This is a genomic window from Sulfitobacter aestuarii, from assembly GCF_042685005.1.
GTDB classification, from domain to species: Bacteria; Pseudomonadota; Alphaproteobacteria; order Rhodobacterales; family Rhodobacteraceae; genus Sulfitobacter; species Sulfitobacter aestuarii.
Map to the genome: position 1 here is coordinate 128,116 of NZ_JBHUMP010000005.1, position 17,902 is coordinate 146,017.

The following is a 17,902-nucleotide window of genomic DNA, read 5'->3' on the forward strand; positions in this document are numbered from 1 at the left end:
GAATGTCCCTTGACTGCTTTTTCGACCGTAATTTCGACGCCGAGATCGAGGCGGAAGCCGCCGCCCGCGCCCGGTCCGAAACCGCGACGCAGCATTCATCCGAGGCGCTGGCCGCCGCGGTGCGCGAGGCCGCCGAGGCTGCCCGGCAGGAAGGCTATGCCGCCGGTCACGAGGCCGGGCTCACCGCCGCCCGCGCGGAGATCGCGGCGCGCCAGACCGAGCTCGCCGAGCAATTGCTCGCCCGGTTCGGCGATCTGCTGGCCGACAGGCAGGAGCATCAGCAGCGGCTCGAAACCGAGATGACCGGTTTTGTCCATGACATCTGCGCCAAGGTCTTCCCCGAACTCGGCGCCGCCTATGGCAGCGCCCGGGTCAGCGAGGAGATCGCGCGGATCATCCGCCGCGCAGTCGGCTCGCCGAGCCTCGACATCCGCGTTGCTCCCGACATGGCGCTGCATGTGCGCGCGGCGCTGGCCCGGCTCGAACCCGACGAGGGGCGCAAGGCGCGGGTCATTCCCGACGCGACACTGGCCGAAACCGATGTGGAGGCCACCTGGCAGAACGGCCGGTCGCATTATTCCTTCGAGGCGACCTGCAAGGCGATCCTGCAGCTGCTCGCCGCCCCGGAGATCTCGCAAATTGCAGACAGGACCCACCGATGACCGATGATGCGAAAAAAGAGTTGTTGACGGATCTGATCTCCAGCGACGGGGCGCGCAGCCTTGCCGAGGGACAGAACGTCAACGCCATGCTCAACGTCTCGATGAATATCCAGGTGGTGCTCGGCCATGCCCGGATGCCGATTTCGCAGCTCCTGTCCCTGTCGCGCGGCTCCGTTGTCGAGCTCGACCGCAAGATCGGCGCGCCGCTCGACGTGATGATCAACGACCGGCTGGTGGCACGCGGCGATCTGGTCCGGGTCGGCGAGAACGGCATCGGCATCACCCTCACCGAGATCGTCAAAGACTACATTTCGGCCACCGAGTGATCAGACCCGCCCTCGTCACCGCGCTCTGCGCGACGCTCGTCCTGAGCGCCGGGATGGCCGGTGCACAGGAGGCGACCGCCTCCTTCGGCGAGACGCTGGGCGCGCTGGCGCGCAATTTCGGCGGCAGCGAAAGCGGCGGCGGCGAGCTTTCCGGACGGCTGATCCAGCTCTTCGGCCTGCTCACCGTGCTGTCGCTGGCGCCGGGGCTGCTGGTGGTGATGACCTCCTTCACCCGATTCGTGATCGTGCTGTCGATGCTGCGGCTGGCGCTGGGGCTCAACCAGTCGCCGCCGAACATGGTGATCACCTCGCTGGCGCTATTCCTGACCTTCTTCGTCATGCAATCGGCGTTCCAGGACAGTTGGGAGGACGGGCTGGCGCCGCTGATCGAGGGGTCGATCAGCGAGGAACAGGCGCTGCCGCGCATCGCCGCGCCGTTCCACCGCTTCATGGCCGCCAATACCCGCGACGCCGATCTGGCGCTGTTCCAGCGGTTTTCCGATGCCGGGCGCGCGCAGACCGCCATGCCGGGGCCGCAGCTGCCGGACGAGCAAGGCGACGCGATCACCCTGCCCGCGGATCGCAGCGAGCTGTCCTGGTCGGTGCTGGTCCCGGCTTTCATGATCTCCGAGTTGCGCCGCGCCTTCACCATCGGCTTCCTGATCTACCTGCCGTTCATCGCCATCGACCTGATCACCGCGTCGATCCTGATGGGCGCAGGCATGATGATGCTCTCGCCGGTCATGATCTCGCTGCCTTTCAAGGTGATCTTCTTCGTGCTGATCGACGGCTGGTACATGCTTGCCGGTTCGCTGATCCAATCCTACGCCGCCGGCTGAGCCGTCCTGACCCCGGAGTGACCCGATGAAACTTGCCCATGACGATATCCAGCTGCGCGGCGTCGAGAAGGCCGCGGTCCTGTTTCTGTGCATGGGCGAGGAACGCGGTTCGGAAATGATGAAGATGATGTCCACCAGCGAGATTCAGGCGGTGGTCCATGCCATGTCCACCCTCGGCACGATCCCGGCGAGCACGGTGGAATCGGTGATCCGCGAATTTTCGGAGAATGTCTCCGGCGCCGCCGGGGTGCAGGGTTCGATCGACATTGCCGAGCGGATGCTGTCGGGTTTCATGCCCGACGAGAAGATCAGCGAGATCATGTCCGACCTGCGCAGCCCGTCGGGGAGCCGCAACGTCTGGGAGGATTTCTCCACCCTCAACGAACAGAGCATCGCCAATTGGCTGAGCGGCGAGCACGACCAGACCGTCGCGGCCATCCTGACCCAGATCAAGCCCGATGTCGCGGCGCGGGTGCTGCCCCTGTTCGGGGATGAGCGGATGGCCGAGATCTCGGTGCGGATGATCGGGCTGAAGGCGCTGCCGCGGCATGTTCTGGAAGATCTCGAAAAGATTATCCAATCCGAGATCCTCACCGCCGGGATGCGCAAATCCGACCCGGATTCGCGCCAGCGCATGGCCGAGCTGTTCAACAAGATGGACGGTCAGGTATTCGAGCGGCTCTCGGAAAATCTGCTCGACCGCACGCCGCAGGAATTTGCCCAGATCAAGCAGAAGATGTTCACTTTCGACGATCTCATCCGGCTCGAACCGGCAGCCCTGCAGCGGATCATCCGCATGGCCGAGGGCAATGTGCTGGCGCTGGCGTTGCGCGGTGCGAAAAAAGACGTGCGGGATGCGATTCTCGCCGGGCTGACCCAGCGTATGCAGGAGATGCTGAAGACCGAGATGCGTGAGCTCGGCACCGTGCGCGCCCGCGAGACCCGCGAGGCGCAGACCAAGCTGATCGACATCGCCAACGAGCTGGTGCAGCAGGAGATCATCCGCCTGCCGAGCGACGAGGACGAACTGCTGGAAAACTAGGCGCGTATGGCTTCCCGGCTCAGGCCCAGCAAGCCGCGCCAGGCGCGGTTCCGCTCGCACAGGGCGGCGTCGCCCCCTCCGCCCCTGCCCCGATCCGCGCCAGCGCATAGCCGCGCCCCGAGAAAGTCTCGATATAATTGCGCCCGTCGGCCGTGTGATCGGAGAGCTTGCGGCGGATCTTGCAGATATGCACGTCGATGGATTTCTCGTGCGGCTGGTAGTCCGACAAGGTGTAGAGCGCATCGAAAATGGCGCTGCGCGGCAGCACCTTGCCCCGGTTCAGCGCCAGGAAACGCAGAACCTCGTTCTCCTTGGTCGAGAGCCGCACCTCCTGCCCGGATATCTCCGGATGGCGCCCGTCCATATGCACCGCCAGCGCCCCGACGACCACGCGATCCGAGCGCATGTCATGCGCCCCGCGCAGGGCGGCGCGCAGCTTTGCGGCGATCACCTGCGGCGGATAGGGCGCGGTGATCACGTCATCGGCCCCGGCATCGAGCAATTGCGCCAGCTCGTCCGGCTCCGCCGTCTCGCGCAGCGCCAGCAGCGGCGCGCCGCATCCATTGGCGCGCAACACCCGGATCCGCGCCGCGCCCTCCTGTGCCGTCAGGCCGATCAGCATCGGCAACAGTCGCGCCGCCTCCGGATCGAGCCCGGCCAGCCCCTGGAACATCGCCGCATCGCCGGGCATTTCGAGCTTGATCTTCTGCGCCCGCAGGGTCTGCGCGAGAGCCGCCGCACGCGTCGGATCGGAATCATGGAAAAACACGCGCATCAGCTGGCCATCATTTGCGAAAAAGTTATGAGTGACGATAGGCCAGCCCGCCCGGCGGATCAATCACGATCAACCTGGGGTTTATCGCTTTACTGTAGCGCGGCTTTCATGTTGCGAAAAAATTGCACTCAGCGCAGAATGGCCGCGGTTCAACCGAAGGTGCCGCCATGTTCCATCGCCTGATGCTCGGCCTGATGATCTGCCTCTGCGCGGGCGCTGCGGCGGCGCAGGTGCGGATCAAGGATATCGTCTCCTATGAGGGGGTGCGCGGCAACCAGCTGATCGGCTACGGTCTCGTGGTCGGGCTCGATGGCTCCGGTGACAGCCTGCGCAATTCGCCCTTCACCCGCAAATCCATCGAAGGCATGCTCGGGCGGCTCGGCGTGGGCAATCTCAGCAACGAGGCGATCAAGACGCGCAACACCGCCGCCGTCATGGTCACCGCCGACCTGCCGCCCTTCGCGCGGCGCGGCTCGCCGATCGACATCACCGTCTCGTCGCTCGGCGATGCCAGCTCCCTGCGCGGCGGCACGCTGCTGGTCACGCCGCTGGCCGGGGCGGATGGCGAGATCTACGCGGTCGGCCAGGGCGCGGTCTCGGTCTCCGGCTTCTCGGTCGAGGGCAATGCGGCGGAGGTCACCGAAGGCGTACCGACCGTGGCGCGGGTCGATAACGGCGCCATCGTCGAGCGCGAAGTCGCTTTTGATCTCAACGCGATGCGCTCGATCAGGCTGGCCCTGCGCAACCCCGATTTCACCACCGCCGCGCGGATCGAGGCGGCGATCAACCAGGCCGGCGCCCCGGCCCGGGCACGGATGCTCGATTCCGGCACGGTCGAGGTCGTGATCGACGGCAAATCCGACATTCCCGGCATGCTCGCTGCGATCGACAACCTGACGGTCGAGCCCGACGGCCCGGCGCGCGTGGTGATCGACGCCAAATCCGGCACCATCGTCATCGGCTCCAACGTGCGCATCGACGAGGTGGCGATCAGCCAGGGCGGGCTCACCGTCTCGGTCAGCGAAAGCGCCTCGGTCAGCCAGCCCAACCCGATCAGCATCGGCGACACGGTTGTGGTGCCCTCCACAGACATCCAGATCCAGCGCCGCGATTCCGGCTTTGCGGTGGTCGGCGGGCAGGTCAACCTGCAACAGCTCGTGGACGGGCTCAACGCCATCGGCATCGGCGCGCGCGAGATCATCTCAATCCTGCAAACCATCAAGGCGGCGGGCGCGCTCCATGCCGATCTGGAGATCATCTGATGAATCTGACCGCCCTCGCCCCGACGCTGAGCCAGCCCCGCCCTGCCGAAGACCCGCGCATCACCGCCACGGCGCGGGATTTCGAGGAAGTCTTCCTCGGCACCGTCGTCTCCCAGATGCTCGCCGATGCGATGCCCAAGACGATGAACGGCGGTTTCGGCGAGGAGATGTTCAACTCCGTGCTCGGCAACGCCGTGGCCAGGCAGATCGTCGCCTCGGGCGGGATCGGGCTCACCGCCTCGGTCGCGCAGCAGATGAAAGCCTATGGCAAATGACCCACGTTTCCCCCGCCTCCGCCCTGTCGCGCCTCGGCATGCGCATCCGCGAGCGACGCCAGCGCAGCGATGCCGGTGAACCGTCGCTGACCGGCGAGGACGAGGCCAATATCGCCGCCTTCGAGCAATTGGTGCAGAGCACCCTGACCCTGCTGCGCGCGGAGAACGACGCGCTCGGGGCCGGGGATGTGGACCGGATCGCCCAGCTTTTCGGCGAGAAGGAAGAGCTGATGAAGGCGCTCGAACAGCGCCAGCCGGTGATCGAACCCTTCCTGCAGGACGGCGGCGACAACGTCTCGCGCCTGCGCGAACTGCTCGGCGAGCTCGCGGCCCAGCTCACCGAGAACGGCCGCCTGCTGCGCGGCATGGCCGAGGCGTCGAGCAGCATCCTCGGCGAGATCGAACAGCTGCGCAAACGCGAGAGCCTCGACGGGATCTATGACCGCGCGGGCAAGCTGCGTGACAATTCCGCCACAGGCTCCGGCGGCTTTGTGAAAAATATCTGACTTCTGCCGGATCGGAAACCTTTCGGCAACTTTTCGCGCACTCTCCCCCGATAGCCCGCAGAAACGGGTCGCCTTCCAAGAATGGGGGGCCTGAGCAAGAACGCAAAAGGACAGAATCCATGACTTCTCTGATTACCAACAAGTCCGCGATGAACGCGCTGCAGGCTCTGCGCAACATCAACAACAACCTCTCGACCACCCAGGACCGGATTTCATCGGGCCTGAAAGTGTCCTCGGGCAAGGACAATGCGGCCTATTTTCAGATCTCCGAGACGATGAAGGCCGACTCGGCTGTAAACTCAGCGATTAACGACGGTCTGACCTTGACCAAGAACAGCGTGGCCACCGCCCGCCTTGGTGCCGAAACAATTCAAAGTCTGGGCCAGGAATTTCTTGACAAGGTCAGCTTCGCACAGGGCGCGAAAGGCGGCTATGGCGAGATCGAGAACGATCTTAAAGAGATCGTCAAGCGGATGGAGACCACGCTGAGCCAGTCGACCTTCAACGGCGATGACTTGGTCGCTGCGGGCGCGACTGCGGGTACCACGGCAGGTGCCGTAGATGCCGCCACAGGTGTCCTGACCGCGACTACCGCGAGCCAGACGACCGAAGCGACCCCACAGGATTTCGCAAGAGACCTTGATGTGGTCGCGGGAGTTTCGCGCGCGGGCGGTACATTCGCTGCCAAGACGATCACGATCGGTGCCGTCGATGTGAAACGTCTGGTCACGGACTTCTCCGCCATGGCTACTGACTTCAAACAAAGTGCAGAGCTCGACACAGGTGCGACGTATCTCGCCGGTCTAATGGCTTCTGCCGAAGGGGTGCTGTCCAAAACCACCGACGCTGCCACCAAGCTCGGTCAATACGAAAAATCCATCGAAAGCCAGCAGGAGTTCCTGACCAAGCTGAGCGACAATATCGATTCCGGCGTTGGCTCGATGATCGATGCCAACATGGAAGAAGAGGCCGCGCGTCTGCAGGCGTTGCAGACCCAGCAGCAGCTGGCCACGCAGGCGCTGTCGATCGCCAACTCGGCACCGCAGGGCGTCCTGCGTCTGTTCCAGTAAACGTGACTTCGTAACGAGTAGTTCAGTAACGAGCAGCTTGCCATTGCAGGCACAGGCCCGGCCCCGCAACGGGGCCGGGTCACAGGGCAGTAGGCCCGCTTTCCCCAGCACCAGAAGGTGAAGAACCATGAGCCTTGCCGCTTACAAGAAGACGATCCGCGAGACCGAAAGCCCGCGCCAGATGGAGCGCCGGGTGCTTGCGCAGGTCACTGCCCGGCTCGACGCGCATCAGGAAGATTTCGACATTGCCGATGACCGGGGCACCCGGCTGACCCTGCTGGCGGAATTCCTGCGCCCCATCCTGCATGACAATGTCACCCTGTGGATGACCTTCCAGGCCGATCTGTTGCAACCGCAGAACTCCCTGCCCGCCGAGCTGCGCGCCAGCCTGATCTCGCTGTCCATGTTCATCGAACGCCATACCGCCCGGGTGCTGGCGGGCGAGGCCAAGGTCTCGGTGCTGGTCGATGTGAACCGCTCGATCCTCCAGGCGCTCGAGGGGCAGGCCGAGGCGGCGGCGGTCTGATGGGGCTGAAGCTGACCATCAAGCCGAATGACCGGGTGATCGTCAACGGCGCGATCCTGCGCAATGCCGGGTCCCAGCGCATGGTGATCGAGATCGAGAACCGCTCGGACGTGCTGCGCGGCGACGAGATCATGAGCGAGGCCGACGCCACCACGCCGGTGCGGCGGCTGTGCTATCTGAGCCAGGTGGCGCTGGCCAGCCCCGAGCACCGCGAGGCGGCGGTGAGCGATGCGCTGCGCATCCTCGCCGAGCTCGCCCAGATCATGCGCGACAGCCAGGGTCCGGCGCTGAGCGAGGTGCTTGCCCATCTCGACGCCCGCGACTTTTACGCCGCGTTCAAGGCGCTCGCCCCGGTGCTGGAACATGAGCAGCGTCTGCTCGCGCTGGTCACCCCGGAACCGGGAGGCGCGCCCGCATGATCTCGACCCAGGGTCTCTCCCCGATGCTTGCCGTCACACTGGTACGCGAGAACCGCGAGACCTTCGAGAATGACGTGCGCAACGAGGCGATGGCCAAGCGCGAGATTGCCGCCTTCGAGGAGAGGATCGGCGCGATCGGCAGCGTCGAGGAGCTGGTGCAGGATTACGAGGTCTTCAGCTTTGTGATGAAAGCCTTTGATCTCGAGAAGGAAATCTATGCGAAGGCGATGATGAAACAGATCATCACCGCCGATCCCGAGGACAAGGATTCGATCCTCAACAAGCTGACCGACAGCAAGTACAAGGTGATCAACGAGACGCTCGGCTTCGCCCGCGACGGCAGTGCCGGTCCCGATCTGCAGGACCCGGACTGGCAGAAGGAGATGACGCAGCGCTATGTCAGCCAGCGGCTGATCGACAGCCAGAGCAGCGTCAACGAAAGCGTCGGCACGGTGCTTGCCTTCGAGCAAAAGGTCTCGGGGATGAGCAATTGGTACAAGGTGCTCGCCGACAAGGAGATGACCGATTTCATCTTCACCGCCTTCGGCCTGCCCGACAATCTCGCCCAGGCGGATGTCGATTCGAAGATGAAGATGCTTTCGGCGCGGATGGATATCGAGGATCTGCAGGATCCCGAGATGCAGGAAAAGCTGATCCGCCAATATTCGGCCTTCGTCGGTGTCGGGGCGGCTTCGCAGGTGCAGAGCCCGGTGCTGGCGCTGATGAGCGCGGCGACCAATTCGGGCACCTACAGCGTGCTCACCGTCGATATGGAGATGCTGCGCGGCTTTTCCGCCTCGGCCTATCGCTGAGGCCCGCCGGGTCAGAGATAATTCAGCAGGCTCAGCCCCGACATCCGCGCGGTGATCTGGTAGGTGGTCTGAAGCTGTAGCTCGATCTGCTGCAGCCGCACGGCGGTTTCCTCCAGGTTCACCGCCTCGATATCGCCGATCCCGCCGGTATAGATCCTCTGGCGCACTTCCTGGCTTTCGATCTGCCGGGAAAGCTGCTGCTGCTGATCGCCGAGCCGCCCCTGCAACGCGGTAAGCCCGCCGATCCCGTCGTTCATCGCGCCGAGCACGTTGTCGCGCAGCTGCCCGAACTCGGCATCGCTGAGCGTGTCGAGGTCGGGCACGTTCAGCACCATGCCGAGCCCTGCGAAAATATCGTTGAAGGCCGGGTCCTTCGCGGTCAGCCCATAGGCCATCTCGCGCTGCGCGTCGATCCGCGCCACCGCCGCCTGCGCGCCGCCGCGATAGATCACCCCGGTGCCGGTGCCGTCGGGGTCCAGCGGCGCGGTGCCGGTCTCGTGACCGGAGAACAGGAAACCGCCCTGATAGGTGGTGTTGAGGAAATCGGTGATCTGGCCGAGCGCATGTTCGGCCTGCGCGCGGAACGTCCCGCGGTGATTGGCGGCAATGTCGCCCGAGAGCGTCAGGTTGCGAAAATCTCCGGCCAGCGTCTGCACCGAGCTCAGCGCCTCGGTCATCACCTCAAGCTTGCCCTCGAGGAGCCGGTTGGCGTCGATGAAACTCTCGGTAATGCCCAATTGACCGCGCAGATCGAGGCTGCGCCCCGCTTTCGAGGCGTCCCCGGCATAGACATCCTGTCTGAGCCCGGTGGCGGCCTCCTGCGACAGGCGGCTCATCTCGCTGCTCTGGCGCGCCAGCGCCAGACGCATGTTGAGGCTCATCTGGCTGCTCGCGATGGTGGAAATACGTGTCATCGGTCTTCCTCGTCAAACTTGCCCGGCGGTTCAGACCGCCGCCAGCAGCGTGTCCATCATCTCGCCCACGGTGCTCAGCACCCGGGCATTGGCCTTGTAGCTCTGCTCGATCAGCAGCAGCTTCTGCATCTCGTCGTCGATGTTGACGCCCTGGAAATTGGCCCGCGAGGCGGCGATCGTGTCCCCGGCGGCGCGGCTGGCCAGCACCTCGCCCTCGGCCGCGCTGCGCCGTCCCTGCTGCTGGGTGACCAGCGCATTGGCCAGCCCGCCGAGGTCGAGCCCCGTGCCGAGCCCGGCGCTGTCCACTGTCACCGGCTGCGCGAAGATATCGAGCATGGCGAAGACGCGGGCCGGATCGCCCGGCGCCAGCGCCCCGGCACCGCCACCGCTCTGCAGCCGCGTCGCATCGCCGCCCTGTTCGGGATCGACGGCGGCGTTGACGGTGATCCGCCCGGCCAGCCCGGACAGCGCGCCCGGATCGAAACCGTTGCCCGCGTCGGTAAACAGCCCCTGCCCGCCCGGTGCCACCGGGTTGGCCGTCTCGAACCCCGAGACCAGCGCCCCGGCCAGCGCATCGAGCTGCGCGCCGAAACCGGGCAGAACCTCGGATTTCAGCGCGAAGAGCCCGGCCAGCGTCCCGCCGCTGACGCCCCGGCCGCCGGGGCCGGGCGTGATGTCGACCGCCCCGGCGCGCAGTCGCCCGGTGGCGCGGTCATGGGCGAGATCCTGGACCTGCGTTCCGATCACCAGCTCCGCGCCGCCGCCGGTATAGAGGTTCACGCTGCCATCGGCGGTGCTGACCACCTGTACGTCGAGATATTCAGTCACCTTGTCGATCAGCTTATCGAGCCGGTCGCGGTGTTCGGCCTGCAGCGCGCTGCCCTGTTCGGTGCCGAGGATTTGCTTGTTAAGCGCGGCGATGCCGTTGAGCGTGTCATTGGCCGCGCTGATATCGTAGCGCAGGTTGTAATCCACCTCGGCATTGACGCCCGAGAGCACCTCGGAGAGGTGGTTGAGATTGCCCGCCATGGCATGGGCCGCCGTGACCACGGCGCGCTGGCTCGCCGCCTCGCCGGGCATCCCCGACAGGCTCGCCACCGCCGCGTTCAGCCCGTTCAGCAGCGCGGCGGGGGAAATCCCCTCCTCGGGCTGGCCGAGATAATCGGTATAGGCCTTGATCCCCTCCGCCAGCGTCACCCCGGCCGAAAGCCGCGCGGCATTGCCCCGGTCGAGCCGCGTCAGCAGGGTGCTGACACTGCGGTCCACGCCGGCGACCCGGACCTCGCCGCTCTGCCCGGTGACCAGCTGCGCGGATTTGCGGCTGTGTCCCGGCGCATCGGCATTGGCGATGTTGCGCGACACCAGGTCGGCCTGCAGCGCCGTCGCGCCGAGCCCCGAACGGGCGATGTTGAAGGCGGATGAAATACCCATGATCGACTAGTCTCAGCGCTTCAGATTGGTGGTTTCCTGCAGCATCTCGTCTGCGGTGGTGATGATCTTGGCGTTGGAGGAATAGGCCCGCTGCACCTGGATCAGATCGGTCATCTCCTGCGCGATATCGACGGTCGAGCCTTCCAGCGCACCCGACAGCACCGTGCCCGCCCCTGCCGTGCCCGCGGTATTGATCACCGCGTCCCCCGACGCCAGCGTCACCCGATAGGCATTGCCGTCGAGCAGTTCGAGCCCGTTGGGATTGTCCACCATGGCGATGGAAATCTCGTAGAGCGAGCGGCGCATCCCGTTCTCGAAGACCCCGTAGAGCACCCCGCCCTCGTCGATCTCGGTGCGGCTCAGTGCGGAGACTTCGGAACCGTCCATGCTGATCTGCTGCGGCTCGTAATCGCCGGCGAACTGGGTGATCCCGCCATGGCTGCCGACGGCGCCGAGCGCGATGGTGATTGCCTGCGGTTCGGCGCCGGTCATCAGCGTCAGCTGGATATTGCCATCGCCGTCCATTGTGAACTCAGCCGGCGGGACAAGGCCCGGATCGGCCGCGAAGGCGTAGCCGGAAGGCGACCCGGCGAGCTCCCCGGAATCGTGGAAATTCACCGTCACCTCGCCGAGCGCGGCGCCCTGCGCATCGCTCATCGACAGGGTCCATTCATTGGGCGTCACATTCGACGGGGCCCAGCTCAGCCCCAGCGTCTGGCGCTCGCCGAGCGGCGTGTAATAGGACAGCGACGAGATAAAGGGCGCCTGTGCCGGGCCGGGGCCGGTCAGCGCCGAGGGCAGGTTGCCCGAGATGCTGCCCGCGCTGGACGCCTCGGCGGTCAGCGTCGCCTGCTGTACGTTCACCGTCTCCAGCGAGCCGAAGGTGGTGCGATCCACCCCGCTCACCGTGCCGTCCTCGCCAAAGGAATACCCGGCCAGGAAGAACCCCGCCGCATTGACCAGATCGCCGTTCGCGTCGGGTTTGAAATCCCCGGCGCGGGTCAGCATGTAATTGGCCGGGTTCGGATCGTTGGCGACTTTCGAGACCACGAAGAAGCCCTTGCCGCTGACCGCCAGCGCGGTGCCGGAATTGCTGCTCTGGGTGGTGCCCGCGAGATCCACCGCCGAGCCGCGTTCGGCGCGCACGCCGGAACTGTCCCCTGCGGTATTGGTGACCATCGAGGCAAAGCTGCGCTTGTAGCCGACGGTGCCCGCATTGGCGATATTCTCCGAAATCCGGTTCACGGCCTCGCCGTTGGCCCGCAATCCGGAGACCCCGGCCTGCATCGCGCTCGAAATCGTCATCTCTCAATCCTCTTCAACCAGTTCGTCAGGGCCGCCGGGCTGTGCCGTGCGGGCCGGGGGAAAAATTCATTCAATGGCGGCCAACAGCTCATCGACCGCCTCCGTCGTCGCTGCGGCGGTTTCCAACATGCCGCGCGACAGGTCCTCGGCCACCGGGGCGAGCGCGGGCATCCGCGCCGCCAGCCCGGTCAGCACCGGCAGCGCCGGGGCGGCCAGATCGCCCGTCGCGACTGGGGTTTCGTTCGTCGGCAGGGTCTTTTCGAGCTTCGCCGCAAGGCGCATCGCCTGCAGATGATCGCTCTCGCGCGCGCCCTCCGCCCGGCCGAGCGCCGCGCGATAGGCGGCCAGCGCCGCCGCCTCGCTGCCCGCCTGCAGGGCATGGCGCGCCCGGGCGAGGGCCAGCTCCGGATCGCCCGGCGTTGCCGTCTCCCCGGGGTTTTCCGGCCCGCCCTGGGGCGCGCCGTCAAGCTGCGCGCGCAGCAAGGCGAAGTCGGCTTCGGGCGCGTCGGGATGCGGCGCGGCGCGGCGGTCGAGCGCGATGCGCGCCGCCTTCGGTCGGCCCATGCCGATCAGCAGCCGCGCCTCATGCAGGACCAGCCGATCCTGCAGCGCCGGGTCGATGCGGCTCGCGCCGAGCGCCAGCAATTCCTGCCAGACCACCTGATATTCCGCCACCGCCGCCTGTTGCAGCCCGGCCTCGGCGATCTTGTCGGCCAGGGTCAGCCGCAGCCCGACCCATTCGGGGCGCTGCGCCACCCGCGGCCCGATGCGCCGCGCCAGCGCCAGCCCCTCTTCGAGGCTCAGGCTGTCGCGCGCGATACGTCTCTCGGTCCGCGTCAGCGCCAGCGGAATCCGCTCATCGGCGAGCACCGCCTCGAGCGAGGCCGGGAAGGACTCGATGATATCGGCCATCACCATGATCGCCGTCTCCTGATCGCGCAGCTCCTCGGCCACCTGCGCCAACCGCGCCCGCATCCGCAGCGCCAGCGCGTCGCCGCGCCAATGCGGCACGCCCGCCTTCAGGATGTCGAGCACCTGTGGCAACAGCCCCGGATTGCGCCGTCCCAGCGCCAGATCGGCGATATGCAGCCGCGCCTCGGCGGCGGCCCGGCCGCGGCCCTCGGCTGCCCATGCGAAAAAATCAAAAGCGGTGCGGTCGTCGCGCTCCGCCAGCGCCAGCAGCCCGCGCATCAACAGCAGCCGGTCGGGCTCCATCCGCGCTCCGAGCGCCTCGGCATCGGCGGTGATCTCGCGCGCCATGGCGATCTCCCCGGCCTCGAGCGCCGCCTCGAACAGCCCCATCGCCAGCACCGCGGCAATCGCCGGGTTCTGCAGCGCGGCCTGCGCGCGGGCCGCGGTCAGGCGCGCGGCGGGCAAGGCGCCATGCTGCAGCTTCAGCAATGTCGGCCAGAGCGGATCACCGGCCCATTCCGCGGGCAGGGTCTCGGCGGCGCGGGGGCCGCGCGGAGCGCCGAGATAATCGATCAGGCTGCGATACCCTTCGCCGCGGGCGCGGGCGATGCGATCCTGTTCCGGCAGGTCGCGCAGGGCGGCAATCACCAGCCCGCGTGCCTCGGGCAGCATCATCCGGGCGATGAGTTGCTGCGCATGATCGAGCAGGATCTGCGGCAGGTCTTCCGGGCTGGCCTCGGCCAGACAGTTTGCGAAAATATCACGTTGCTCGCGCAGGCTCTGAGCGGCCTCGGGGAAAACCATCAGCCCCGTCTCGAAACGCGGGACGGACGTTGGCGCGTTCCCGGCAGGGGCCACGGCGTCTTCCGGCTCGTCCCCGGCGGTGAGGTTCGCCGCCTCCGCGGCCAGATGCAACCGGGCGGGCGGTTGCAGCAGCAATGCAGGGGTGATGCCGGGCAGATTTTGCGAAAAAGTCAGAGATTGCGGCAGATTTCGCGCCGCAGATCCGAACGGCACGGTGGGAGCGGCGCCGTTCAGAGTCACCTCCCCGCCCGACGCGAGAATAAACGCAACCTCCGCCGGGACCTTGGCCGGAACCCCGCAGGCAAACGTCAGCACCAGCGCGCAAACCGCACCGCCGCCATACCGCCCGCCTGTCGCAAAAGCCCGCGTCACCTACCTCCGGCCCCCAATTCGACCCGTTTTCACCTCGGGCCTTGTTTGCGAAAAATTCGCTTGATCTATAGCGCCTACTGTTGTCTCTAAACGAGGAGAAATCAACTGCGAAAAAATAGGGAGATACGCATGGAGAATGTCGGCTATCTGGCCTATGCCCGGGCTTCGCAGCTGGAACGCGCCACCGATGTGGCCGCCAACAACATCGCCAATGCCAATACCGCCGGGTTTCGCGCCTCCCGGACGCTGTTCGAGAATTACGTCGCCCAGAGCAATGCCGCGGGCGATCTCGGTGCGGTGAGCTATGCGATCGACCGCGGCACGGTCTCCGATCTCAGCCAGGGGGCGCTGACCCGCACCGGCAATCCGCTCGACATCGCCATCACCGGCGACGGCTGGCTCGGCTATCTCACCACCACCGGGCAGACCGCGCTGGGGCGCGAAGGCAGCCTGGTGCAGAACGCCGCCGGGGATCTCTCCACCACGGCGGGCGACCTGCTGCTCGACCTTGGCGGCGCCCCGATCAACATCCCGCCAGGCAGCGGCGAGATCAGCATCGCGCGCGACGGCACGATCTCCGGCGGCAATGGCGAGGTGATCGCCCAGGTCGGCGTTTTCGATGCGCCCGACATCGCCTTCTGGGAGCGGCTCAGCGGCACGATGATGGTGCCGCGCGACGGCGTCGCACCGCTGAACCCGACGCTCGAACCGGCGCTGATGCAGGGCCATGTGGAGCAATCCAACGTCAGCCCGATCGCCGAGATGTCGCGGCTGATCGAGCTGCAGCGCGCCTATGAACATTCGATGTCCCTGGCCAAGACGGCCGACGACCTGCGCAAGGAAGCGCTGAGCCGCCTGCGGTCCAACAGTTGAGCGCCGCGAGCCAGAGAAAGGCCCAAAGATGAAGACACTCGGTATCGCCGCCACCGGCATGTTGGCCCAGCAGACCAATGTGGACGTGATCTCCCACAACATCGCCAACGCCAATACCACCGGCTTCAAGGCCGGGCGGGCGGTGTTTCAGGATCTGGTCTATCAGACCCAGCGCCGCGAAGGCGCGGCCACCGGTGCGGATGGCGCGACCCGCCCCGTGGGGATCGATATCGGGCTCGGCGTGCAGACCGCCGGGATCGTGCGGCTCAACACCCAGGGCGGCCTCTCCCAGACCGACAACCAGCTCGATATCGCGATCGACGGGCGCGGCTATTTCGTGCTCACCCGCCCCGACGGCACCAATGCCTACAGCCGCGCGGGCAATTTCAACCTGTCCGCCGAAGGCGAGGTGGTGACGCTGGACGGCGATCTGCTCGACCCGGCGATCGTGGTGCCCGACAATACCACGCGGGTCGAGATCTCCCCCGATGGCCAGTTCCTCGCCTATGTCGGCAACAATCCCGAGCCCGAACAGCTCGGCCAGCTCACCCTCGCGACCTTCATCAACGAGGCCGGGCTGAAGCCGGTGGGCAACAACCTGATGCTGCAGACCGTCGCCTCCGGCGAGCCGGTGCTGTCCAACCCCGGCGATGAGGGGATCGGGCTGCTGCGCCAGGGCTATCTGGAGAATTCCAACGTCGATACGATCAAGCAGATCACCGATCTGATCACCGCGCAGCGCGCCTATGAGATGAATTCCAAGGCGATGAGCACCGCCGATCAGATGCTGCAGACCAACAGCCAGATCCGGTGATGAAACCGCGCGCCCTTCTTGCCGCGCTGTTCGGCGTCCTGCTGGCCGGTGGTGTCGGCGCCGTCGGTGCCGCCGATCTGGCGCCGACCCGGATGCTGCTCGAGGACGCGGTGCTGGGCAGCAACGTCATCGACCCGTCCGGCGAAGGCAATATCAGCCTGCGTCTGCCGCAGGGCACGCCGGAGCATATCCTCGGGCTCGACGGGTTCCGCATCGATCCGGGCACCGGCATTTTCGCGGCGAGCCTGCTGCTGGAGAATGGCGGCAACCTCGGGCTGCGCGGTCAGGCGGTGGTCTCGGTCACCACTTTCGTGCCGGCGCGGCGCATGATGCCCGGCGAGGTGATCACCTCCGCCGACATGGTCACTGCCGAAGTGCCGCTGGCCCGGCTCGGCGAGAATTCCCTGCGCGACCCCGGCGAGATCCTCGGCAAGGAGGTGCGGCGGATGCTGCTGCCCGACCGGCCCGTCCCGGCGCAATCGGTGATGGCGCCCCGGGTGGTGCGGCGCGGCGAGGATGTCACGATCAGCTTCAGCGACGGGGCGATCCTGCTCACCGCGCCGGGCCGGGCGCTCGAAGACGGGGCCGAGGGCGAGCAAATCCGGGTGATCAACCGCGCCTCCAACAAGACGATCCTCGCCGCCGCCATGGGCGATGGCCTGGTCAGCGTGCGCTGACCCGAACCCTTCCAGATCCAGCGAGACATTCATGCGACAGAAGTCCATCCCCCCCGCCCTGCCCCTGCTCCTCATCGCGGCGCTGGGTCTCGGCGCTTGCACCGAATACGAAAAACACCGCGATCCGCAGCTCTCCGACATGGAACTGAGCGCCGCCACCATGCCCGAGGCCGCCTCCGTCCGGGTGCCGATGCCGCCGCCGAAACCGGTGCGCATCCCGCAGCGCGCCGAGGCCGCCTCGCTCTGGCAGACCGGCTCGACCGGGTTCTTCGGCGATCACCGCGCCGCGCAGGTCGGGGATATCCTCACCGTGTTGATCGAGATCGACGACGAGGCGCAGCTGCGCAACGAGAGCCAGCGGGCGCGTTCCTCGGCCAATGCGATCGACGGCAGCACCTTCCTTGGCTATGAAAGCAAGATCGACCGGGTGCTGCCCGGGCTCAGCGCCGACGACCTGCCGAGCGGCGCGCTGGTGGATCTTTCGGGCAATTCCGCCTCCCGCGGGACCGGACAGATCCGGCGCAACGAGAAGATCAGTCTCAAGGTGGCGGGCATGATCGTGGAAAAGCTGGCCTCCGGCAATCTGGTGGTCGCCGGGCGGCAGGAGGTGCGGGTCAACAACGAGCTGCGAGAGCTGCGCGTCGCCGGGATCATCCGCCCGGTCGATATCGATATCAGCAATTCGATCCCCTACGAGAAGATTGCCGAGGCGCGGATTTCCTATGGCGGCAAGGGCCAGCTGTCGCGCGTGCAACAGCCGCGCTATGGCGAGGATGCGCTCGACGTCGTGCTGCCCTATTGACCCGATCAGGACGCGCGCGATGACCACCCTGCTCTACAAGACGGACGAGGACGGCACGGCACATCTGCGCAGGCGGATGCTGACCGGCCTGTTGCTGGCGGCATTGCTGCTCGGCTTCGTTTCGGCCTTCCACGGCCGCGGCCTGCTGGACGGGATGGGGGATGGCGATGCCGCGGCGGAGACGGCAGAAGCCGACCGCTCGAAACGCAAGATCGGCGACGTCATGATCGAACTCGGGGGCCAGAACCTGCTGCTCACCGGGCTGAAACTGCAGGTCGCCGCGGAGGCGACGCGCTACAGCGATGCGGCTTTGCGCGACATGCTGCTCGGGATCATCCATCAGGCGCTGCACATGCCGCTGCTCTATCAGGACATCGATCAGGTCGCGGCGCTGCGCCGCATCATCCTGATCCTGGCAGAGCAACAGGCGCCCTGGCTCGAAGGGCTGCAATTCGGCGTGTCGCTGCCATAGCGGCGCGGGCGG

Annotated in this window: 21 protein-coding genes; 16 read left to right on the plus strand and 5 right to left on the minus strand. The window is 66.4% G+C overall.

Annotation, left to right across the window (positions count from 1 at the left end; genetic code table 11):
• Positions 1–2: 2 nt before the first annotated feature.
• Genes ACFSUD_RS08185 through ACFSUD_RS08200 form a run of 4 tightly spaced genes read left to right on the plus strand, consistent with a single transcriptional unit; the run spans position 3 to position 2,869 of the window.
• Positions 3–662, plus strand: coding sequence for a FliH/SctL family protein (locus ACFSUD_RS08185; protein WP_386373264.1), 660 nt, complete (start codon positions 3–5; stop codon positions 660–662).
• Positions 659–988, plus strand: a complete 330-nt coding sequence (locus tag ACFSUD_RS08190; protein ID WP_386373268.1) for a FliM/FliN family flagellar motor switch protein — start codon at positions 659–661, stop codon at positions 986–988. Before ACFSUD_RS08185 ends, ACFSUD_RS08190 begins: the two co-directional genes overlap by 4 nt.
• 53 nt (positions 989–1,041) lie before the next feature.
• Complete coding sequence (locus ACFSUD_RS08195; RefSeq protein WP_386373423.1) at positions 1,042–1,827, plus strand: flagellar type III secretion system pore protein FliP; 786 nt, start codon at positions 1,042–1,044, stop codon at positions 1,825–1,827.
• 25 nt (positions 1,828–1,852) lie between these two features.
• Positions 1,853–2,869, plus strand: a complete 1,017-nt coding sequence (locus tag ACFSUD_RS08200; RefSeq protein ID WP_386373270.1) for a flagellar motor switch protein FliG — start codon at positions 1,853–1,855, stop codon at positions 2,867–2,869.
• A 19-nt stretch (positions 2,870–2,888) separates the two neighbouring features.
• On the opposite strand, the gene ACFSUD_RS08205 is transcribed toward ACFSUD_RS08200, so the two are convergent.
• The gene (locus tag ACFSUD_RS08205) at positions 2,889–3,644 is read right to left on the minus strand and encodes a response regulator transcription factor (RefSeq protein WP_386373271.1); all 756 of its coding nucleotides are present in this window, start codon (positions 3,642–3,644) and stop codon (positions 2,889–2,891) included.
• A gap of 167 nt (positions 3,645–3,811) precedes the next feature.
• On the opposite strand from ACFSUD_RS08205, the gene ACFSUD_RS08210 reads away from it, so the two are divergent.
• The 7 genes from ACFSUD_RS08210 to ACFSUD_RS08240 all read left to right on the plus strand — a co-directional run bounded on the left by ACFSUD_RS08210 (position 3,812) and on the right by ACFSUD_RS08240 (position 8,514).
• A complete protein-coding gene (locus ACFSUD_RS08210; RefSeq protein ID WP_386373273.1) occupies positions 3,812–4,906 on the plus strand; it encodes a flagellar basal body P-ring protein FlgI in 1,095 nt (364 codons plus the stop codon).
• Positions 4,906–5,181 carry a rod-binding protein gene (locus ACFSUD_RS08215; protein WP_386373275.1) on the plus strand — a complete coding sequence of 92 codons (276 nt, stop codon included), beginning with the start codon at positions 4,906–4,908 and terminating at the stop codon, positions 5,179–5,181. Before ACFSUD_RS08210 ends, ACFSUD_RS08215 begins: the two co-directional genes overlap by 1 nt.
• Positions 5,178–5,687 carry a hypothetical protein gene (locus ACFSUD_RS08220; RefSeq protein ID WP_386373277.1) on the plus strand — a complete coding sequence of 170 codons (510 nt, stop codon included), beginning with the start codon at positions 5,178–5,180 and terminating at the stop codon, positions 5,685–5,687. The genes ACFSUD_RS08215 and ACFSUD_RS08220 overlap by 4 nt, the downstream gene beginning before the upstream one ends.
• Positions 5,688–5,806: 119 nt before the next feature.
• Positions 5,807–6,757, plus strand: coding sequence for a flagellin (locus ACFSUD_RS08225; protein WP_386373279.1), 951 nt, complete (start codon positions 5,807–5,809; stop codon positions 6,755–6,757).
• 127 nt (positions 6,758–6,884) lie between these two features.
• Complete coding sequence (gene flaF, locus ACFSUD_RS08230; RefSeq protein ID WP_386373281.1) at positions 6,885–7,283, plus strand: flagellar biosynthesis regulator FlaF; 399 nt, start codon at positions 6,885–6,887, stop codon at positions 7,281–7,283.
• Entirely contained in the window at positions 7,283–7,702 is a 420-nt protein-coding gene (locus tag ACFSUD_RS08235) for a flagellar biosynthesis repressor FlbT (protein ID WP_386373282.1), read from the plus strand. Before flaF ends, ACFSUD_RS08235 begins: the two co-directional genes overlap by 1 nt.
• On the plus strand, positions 7,699–8,514 hold the full coding sequence (locus tag ACFSUD_RS08240) for a DUF1217 domain-containing protein (RefSeq protein WP_386373284.1): 816 nt from the start codon (positions 7,699–7,701) through the stop codon (positions 8,512–8,514). The genes ACFSUD_RS08235 and ACFSUD_RS08240 overlap by 4 nt, the downstream gene beginning before the upstream one ends.
• Before the next feature lie 11 nt (positions 8,515–8,525).
• Here the strand turns inward: ACFSUD_RS08240 and ACFSUD_RS08245 are convergent, their stop codons facing one another.
• The 4 genes from ACFSUD_RS08245 to ACFSUD_RS08260 form a co-directional block, all read right to left on the minus strand.
• Positions 8,526–9,428 (minus strand): flagellin N-terminal helical domain-containing protein, encoded by a 903-nt coding sequence (locus tag ACFSUD_RS08245; protein ID WP_386373286.1) that lies wholly within the window; start codon positions 9,426–9,428, stop codon positions 8,526–8,528.
• A 30-nt stretch (positions 9,429–9,458) separates the two neighbouring features.
• Positions 9,459–10,859 carry a flagellar hook-associated protein FlgK gene (gene flgK, locus ACFSUD_RS08250; protein WP_386373288.1) on the minus strand — a complete coding sequence of 467 codons (1,401 nt, stop codon included), beginning with the start codon at positions 10,857–10,859 and terminating at the stop codon, positions 9,459–9,461.
• Positions 10,860–10,871: 12 nt separating this feature from the next.
• Positions 10,872–12,164, minus strand: coding sequence for a flagellar hook protein FlgE (locus tag ACFSUD_RS08255; RefSeq protein WP_386373290.1), 1,293 nt, complete (start codon positions 12,162–12,164; stop codon positions 10,872–10,874).
• Positions 12,165–12,230: 66 nt separating this feature from the next.
• Positions 12,231–14,252, minus strand: a complete 2,022-nt coding sequence (locus tag ACFSUD_RS08260) for a hypothetical protein (RefSeq protein WP_386373291.1) — start codon at positions 14,250–14,252, stop codon at positions 12,231–12,233.
• A 129-nt stretch (positions 14,253–14,381) separates the two neighbouring features.
• Between ACFSUD_RS08260 and ACFSUD_RS08265 the strand changes: the two genes are divergently transcribed.
• Genes ACFSUD_RS08265 through ACFSUD_RS08285 form a run of 5 tightly spaced genes read left to right on the plus strand, consistent with a single transcriptional unit; the run spans position 14,382 to position 17,890 of the window.
• Entirely contained in the window at positions 14,382–15,125 is a 744-nt protein-coding gene (locus ACFSUD_RS08265) for a flagellar hook-basal body complex protein (protein ID WP_386373293.1), read from the plus strand.
• A 28-nt stretch (positions 15,126–15,153) separates the two neighbouring features.
• Positions 15,154–15,939 (plus strand): flagellar basal-body rod protein FlgG, encoded by a 786-nt coding sequence (gene flgG / locus ACFSUD_RS08270; protein ID WP_386373295.1) that lies wholly within the window; start codon positions 15,154–15,156, stop codon positions 15,937–15,939.
• On the plus strand, positions 15,939–16,616 hold the full coding sequence (gene flgA, locus ACFSUD_RS08275; RefSeq protein ID WP_386373297.1) for a flagellar basal body P-ring formation chaperone FlgA: 678 nt from the start codon (positions 15,939–15,941) through the stop codon (positions 16,614–16,616). Before flgG ends, flgA begins: the two co-directional genes overlap by 1 nt.
• A gap of 31 nt (positions 16,617–16,647) precedes the next feature.
• Positions 16,648–17,418: a flagellar basal body L-ring protein FlgH gene (gene flgH, locus ACFSUD_RS08280; RefSeq protein ID WP_386373299.1), complete on the plus strand. Its 771-nt coding sequence runs from the start codon at positions 16,648–16,650 to the stop codon at positions 17,416–17,418.
• Positions 17,419–17,437: 19 nt separating this feature from the next.
• On the plus strand, positions 17,438–17,890 hold the full coding sequence (locus ACFSUD_RS08285) for a hypothetical protein (protein ID WP_386373301.1): 453 nt from the start codon (positions 17,438–17,440) through the stop codon (positions 17,888–17,890).
• The last annotated feature ends 12 nt before the right edge of the window (positions 17,891–17,902 follow it).